2 protein-coding genes are annotated in these 2,199 nt (G+C 71.7%); both read left to right on the top strand.

Annotated features, from left to right (window positions below):
• Positions 1–159: 159 nt before the first annotated feature.
• On the top strand, positions 160–1,440 hold the full coding sequence (gene alr, locus PLJ28_RS15695) for an alanine racemase (RefSeq protein WP_324590421.1): 1,281 nt from the start codon (positions 160–162) through the stop codon (positions 1,438–1,440).
• Entirely contained in the window at positions 1,437–2,045 is a 609-nt protein-coding gene (gene tsaE / locus PLJ28_RS15690; RefSeq protein WP_502876486.1) for a tRNA (adenosine(37)-N6)-threonylcarbamoyltransferase complex ATPase subunit type 1 TsaE, read from the top strand. The genes alr and tsaE overlap by 4 nt, the downstream gene beginning before the upstream one ends.
• Positions 2,046–2,199: the final 154 nt, after the last annotated feature.

Below are 2,199 nucleotides of genomic sequence, written 5' to 3'. Positions count from 1 at the left end.
CAGGCCACGGCGCGGGGTCTGGAACGCCGGGCGGGTACCCACCCGGCACGGGGGCTTCCCGGTCCGGCCAAGGAGAAGCACCCAATCCATACTCGATCAGCCGTGGCCCGGACGCCCACCATGGTGCACTCAGAGTGTGATGGAAGAATGGGGCCCATCATGTCTTCTGTCAGCGACGCCATCACCGACTTCCACACCCCGCCGGCCCTGCAGCCGGTGGGTATCACCGGGCCTACCGGTCCGGCAGGATCCGCCAAATTAACCGGGCCCTCTCTCCCCGCTGAGCGGGCCGCCGTCGTGGACCTGGCCGCGATCCGGCACAACGTGGCCCAACTGCGGTCCTGGGTCCAGCCGTCCGCGCTGATGGCCGTGGTCAAGGCCGACGGCTACGGACACGGTGCGGTGCCCGTGGCCCGCGCAGCCGTGGAGGCCGGGGCCACCTGGCTCGGGGTGGCACACGTGTCCGAGGCGCTGGAACTGCGGGCCGCCGGGCTCAGCGCGCCGACGCTGGCCTGGTTGCACACCCGGGACACCCCGTTCGGGCGGGCCATCGAGGAGAACATCGACCTCGGCATCTCCGGTTGGGAGTTGGAGGCGATCGCCCAGGCCGCGCAGCGCCTGGAACGTCCTGCGCGGGTGCACCTCAAGGTGGACACCGGGCTCGGACGGAACGGGGCGACGCTGGCCGACTGGCCGGGCGTGGTGGCCCGGGCCGCCGAGCTGCAGGAGGCCGGGGTGATCCGGGTGGTCGGGATCTTCTCCCACCTGGCCGTGGCCGACGAGGAGGACCGCGACGCCGAGACGGACGAGCAACTGGCCCTGTTCCACGGTGCCGTGGAGACCGCCAAGAGTGCCGGGCTGACCGTGGACCTGCGGCACATCGCCAACACCCCGGGCATCCTGGGGCGTCCGGATGCCCACCTGGACCTGGTCCGAGCCGGCCTGGGGATCTACGGACTCTCACCGTTCAGCGACCGTCCCGCTGAGGAATTCGGGCTCATCCCCGCCATGACCGTCACCACCACGGTGGCGAACAACAAGGCCGTCGACGCCGGCCAGGGCGTCTCCTACGGGTACCGGTACCACACCTCCGCCCCCACACGCCTGGCCCTGGTCCCCCTGGGGTACGGGGACGGGGTGCCGCGGACGGCGATCGCCGCCCCCGTGTCCATCGGCGGCCAGCGGTACGAGGTGGCCGGGCGGATCGCCATGGACCAGTTCGTGGTGGACCTGCGGACCGAGGACGCCGCCGCAGCGCCCATCGGGGCCCGGGTGGACCTGTTCGGCCCGGAGTCCGGGATCGCCGCCGACGAGTGGGCCGCCGCGGCCGGGACCATCAACTACGAACTCGTCACCCGCATCGGTGCCCGGGTCCCGAGGATCCACGTGGACACGGATCCGGGCGTGGACGCCGGGATCCCCACGGGGGAGAGCCGGTGAGATCCGTCCACGTGCCGGTCCCGCACCCGCTGGCCCGGCTCGAGGTGACGCTGGACGGAGCCGCCGCGACGCAGGCATGGGCCGCGCAATTGGCCCAGCAGCTGCGGGCCGGTGACGTGGTGATCCTGACCGGGGAGCTCGGGGCCGGGAAGACGACCTTCACCCAGGGCCTCGGGGCGGGACTCGGCGTGCGGGAGGGCATCATCTCTCCGACGTTTGTGCTCTCCCGGATCCACCCGTCCCAGGAGGGCGGACCCGACCTGGTGCACGTGGATGCCTACCGGCTCGCATCCGCCGGCGAGCTGTCCGACCTGGACCTGGACACCACCGTGGACCGGTCGGTGACGGTCGTCGAGTGGGGGAGGGGACTGGCGGAGTCCCTGGCCGGCTGGCCCGATGACCCCGAGGCGTCGTGGCTGGACATCGAGTTGCTGCGCGCGACCGGTGGGGGAACGAGCGGTGGCGAAGGCGTCCGCGCCGACGCCGAGGCCGGCACCATCATCACCGACTTCTCCGACGAGGACGGTGCCGGGCAGGACGAGGCGCGCACCGCCGTCGTCCTGGCCTACGGGCCCCGCTGGGCCTCCGCGGCACTGCCCCACTGACAACCCTGCGTGGTCCCATGCTGTGAAAGCGTCGTAAAGAGCCTGGTCACGGGGCACCAAGAGGTCAACGAGTATGGCCCTCGCATGTTCCCCGTGGCGTCCGTGCGTAGGTTCCTCGGCAAGCAGGAAACCCTGATGCCACGGAGGCGAAGAA

This window comes from Citricoccus sp., assembly GCF_035445025.1.
GTDB lineage: Bacteria > Actinomycetota > Actinomycetes > Actinomycetales > Micrococcaceae > Citricoccus.
The sequence above is the reverse complement of the archived record's forward strand: the minus strand, read 5'-3'. Positions and strand labels throughout refer to the sequence as shown.